At 42.0% G+C, this 3,804-nt stretch carries 2 protein-coding genes; one reads left to right on the top strand and one right to left on the bottom strand.

The window, feature by feature from the left end; all coding sequences use genetic code 11:
- The first annotated feature begins 108 nt into the window (after positions 1–108).
- Positions 109–1,398 (top strand): NAD(P)/FAD-dependent oxidoreductase, encoded by a 1,290-nt coding sequence (locus tag B9J84_RS01670; protein ID WP_026028144.1) that lies wholly within the window; start codon positions 109–111, stop codon positions 1,396–1,398.
- 113 nt (positions 1,399–1,511) lie between these two features.
- Here B9J84_RS01670 and B9J84_RS01675 read toward each other — a convergent pair whose 3' ends face one another.
- Positions 1,512–3,593, bottom strand: a complete 2,082-nt coding sequence (locus B9J84_RS01675) for a beta-prism lectin domain-containing protein (RefSeq protein ID WP_094123388.1) — start codon at positions 3,591–3,593, stop codon at positions 1,512–1,514.
- Between the last annotated feature and the right edge of the window lie 211 nt (positions 3,594–3,804).

The following is a 3,804-nucleotide window of genomic DNA, read 5'->3' on the forward strand; positions in this document are numbered from 1 at the left end:
GCTTCCTTTGCTCAACAAGATTTATCTGAAGCAAGCGCATTACTGAGAATTCCTTCAGTGTGAGATTTCACACTGAATCATGTTTATTTCTTTTTGAGGATTATTGTTGTGACACGAATTATCGTAGTCGGTGGTGGCGCGGGTGGTTTAGAGCTCGCGACTAAACTTGGTCGCACTCTTGGCCGTAAAAATCGCGCAGAAATCACATTAGTGGATCGTAAAGCAAGCCACTTATGGAAACCGTTATTGCATGAAGTGGCAACGGGTTCATTAGATGAAGGAGTGGATGCGCTAAGCTATCGCGCTCACGCAAAAAATCATCGTTTTGATTTCCAAATGGGTAGTCTTGCTGATATCGATCGTGAACGCAAAGTGATTGTTCTTAGTGAATTGCAAGATGAGCATGGTGAATTGTTAATGCCAAGTCGTGAGCTTGAATATGACATTTTGGTGCTGGCAATCGGTTCAACGTCTAACGACTTCAATACTCCAGGAGTTCGTGAGCATTGTATCTTCCTTGATAGCCCTGAACAGGCAAATCGTTTTCGTACTGAAATGAATAATGAGTTTCTAAAACTTCATGCGAAAAATGGTAACGGTACAGTTGATATTGCGATTGTTGGCGCAGGTGCAACGGGTGTTGAATTATCTGCAGAGCTACATAATGCAGTAAAAGAGCTGCGGACTTATGGTTTTGGCGATCTTGATTCAAGCAAACTGAATGTCAACCTTGTGGAAGCGGGTGAGCGTATTCTGCCCGCTCTTCCACCTCGCATTTCTAGTGCTGCGCACAGCGAATTAACGAAATTAGGTGTCAACGTTCGTACTGCGACTATGGTCACGCGAGCAGATAAGGATGGCCTAACAACTAAAGATGGCGAAAAGATTCCCGCTCAGATCATGGTGTGGGCTGCTGGCATCAAAGCACCGGATTTTATGAAAGAGATTGCTGGTTTGGAAACAAACCGCATTAATCAGTTAGTGGTAAAAAACACCTTACAAACCACAAGAGATGACGATATTTTTGTGATCGGTGATTTAGCACAATGTACACAAGCCGATGGTTCATTTGTGCCACCTCGTGCACAAGCAGCGCACCAAATGGCAAGCCAAGCGTTCAAGAATATTGTTGCTAAGCTTAACGGGCGTGAGCTCAAACCGTATGTTTATAAAGATCACGGTTCGTTGGTTTCATTAAGTCGTTTTTCTACCGTTGGTAGCTTAATGGGTAATTTAACCAAAGGCTCGATGATGGTTGAAGGTCGTATTGCGCGAGTCGTGTACATTTCTTTGTATCGCATGCACCAAATGGCGCTGCACGGTATGTTCAAAACAGGGTTGATGATGTTAGTTGGCCGTATTAATCGTGTGTTGCGTCCAAATTTAAAGCTTCACTAATATTCCCAGCGTACTGGCCATAAAAAAGCCTCGCCTTTGTTAAAAGGCGAGGCTTTTTTTGTCATCCCACCACCACCGCCTTGGGCGATAGTGGTGGTTATATCAAATTCAAGTTATTTAATGGTACTTGAGCGATAAGTGTTATGTGTTAGCCAACTAGGCTGAGCATTGGTTGGTACTGAGCCATCTTGGTTAATGTTTGAGAAATGGAACGAATGTTGGTTCCAAATTCTCGTTGCATTTTTCCATGGTTTATCAGCATCGGCTGACTGGTAAACATAAACACCATGGTTGATAGCTCTTTCTGGAGCATAGTCATTTGCTACGACAATAAGCGATGCATTGTTATTGCCTTCTAGATCCGCCACAACAGGGTATTCCCACAAGGTGTCAGATGAGTTTGCAATCGTTGCTAATACAGCACCAGTACGCCCATCGAGGATTCGAACTCTTAGGAAGTCCTGTACGATAACTTCATCAATGCCATCACCAGTGAAGTCATAAGCAGAGACACCAATTTTTCCACTATTAGAGTCATCATTTTTCACAGACCAAACCTTACCGCCTTGCGCATTGTACATGTCAACAGCATAGTAACCAGCGTATACGATACCCATATTCTGTATGTTGTTGTTGATTTTTTCACCCACAATAAACTGTACAGCATTCACATGCTTTTTGAAGGTGAAGATAGGCTTTGGTTTACTCCACACATTTAAGCCTACCAGTTGGGTATTGCTTGGGACTGTATATCGTTCAGTGGTTGCTTTGCTCTTCATGACAGGAACAGCATAAGGAATCGTTTTAGTTTTCCAAACAGGAGCTAGGTAAGAAACTGTTTTGGTATGCCAGCCAAAGAACCAGTAAGAAACTTGTTTTGTTCTCCACTCCACTCCAAGATATGGAACTTCTTTGGTTCGCCACTCTAATGCCGGGTATTTAAAGGCTGAATCTTTTGAACCTAACGTTATTTTCGAACCATCATTGAGAGTGAATTCCATCTCGAGTACGCCATATGTCCACCACGTTTTATATTTGCCGTAGGTTACATCGATAGAGCGGACTTTGCTTGTGTCAATAGTATGCAGTGAACCGCCTTGACCACCCACCATATTACTGGCTGTTGATCCAATAGCGTCAATCAGATCTCCTGAGCGGATTTTAAGTTGGTTGTCATCTGCTATTTTCACTGGATGGCTGTGATGTAGATGGGTATATCCATAAACAGGGGACTTAGCGATTTCATTGGTAGAGGTTGTAGCTTTGCCAAGGAAGTTTGAAATAGCTTGAGCACCACCACCTGGATTTTCAGTATTAGTAATTTCCCATTTCACACTTCCATCACTTTCTAATACAGCAAAAGAGCTATTTTGTGATGCTGAGAGTGACGCTGGTACTGAGATAATGATCTCAGGTTTGTTATCATTATCCAAGTTAGCAACGGCTGAGAACCAAATGTGGTCGTTTGTAGGATGCTGCCAAGTAAATGCGCCATTACTTTGATAAAGAGAGCCATTTGAGAACACTTCTTGTATGCCATCACCATCCACATCCAAGCTTATAGGTGATGGAGACCAATCGTAGGTGAATAATAGCCCAGTATCGTAGTTATAGACACCATCAGCCGATAAGATCTCAACAGAAGAGTCGTTGTTGAGGTCGCTTAATGCGATATTTCCTGATGCGCCACCACCAGTTTTGGTTTTAGTAATCTGCTTTTTAATATTTCCGTTAACATCAAGGATGTTGATGAATTTGCTATCTAGACTCGTGCTAACAATCTCTACCAAGCCATCTCCATCAAGATCAGCTATAGCAGGGGAATAGCGAGCATCGGCTATAACACCACCATTATTGTATGACCAAAGTTCAGAACCATCAACGCCACTCAGGGCTCTAATTATTCCCCCTTTCGCATACTTGTTACCTTCAAAAGTAACAACGATAATATCAGCGATATCATTCTCGTCGATTTTTCCGTCACCATTATCATCATTTAACTGAGCAACGATAGGTGCCGCCATGACTTGGTTAAACTCAGGTTGAAATGAACTGCCTTCCCAAGACCATTTTAATTGTGTTTTTATCTCACTAGGGTTGTGATGATGGTGGTTTGATGCGATTGCAATGTTACTTGCTGTGATACTGCCTATTGACAGTAGCCCGGCCGCACATAACGAAAATTTAGAAGTCATCAGGTAACATCTCTCAGTATGTATGTTTGTGTAAATTCGGATTTAAATTAATGTTGTTAACCAGTGTTATGCTTTACGGAAATTTTTCAAGATCTGGATTGAATATTGCACAACATAAGTTAGGAGAGATTATCAAGGCTTAATCAAAGGTATTCAATCCAATATGGTTCTCATAAATGAGAGGTCTTAAAAATGAAACGCTCATTAGTGA

It is taken from the genome of Vibrio sp. V03_P4A6T147, assembly GCF_002241085.1.
GTDB lineage: Bacteria > Pseudomonadota > Gammaproteobacteria > Enterobacterales > Vibrionaceae > Vibrio > Vibrio anguillarum.

What these genes read in the sequence shown, in the direction of transcription:
- B9J84_RS01675 (WP_094123388.1), bottom strand. Translation starts at nt 3,593, where the DNA reads ATGACTTCTAAATTTTCGTTATGTGCGGCCGGGCTACTGTCAATAGGC.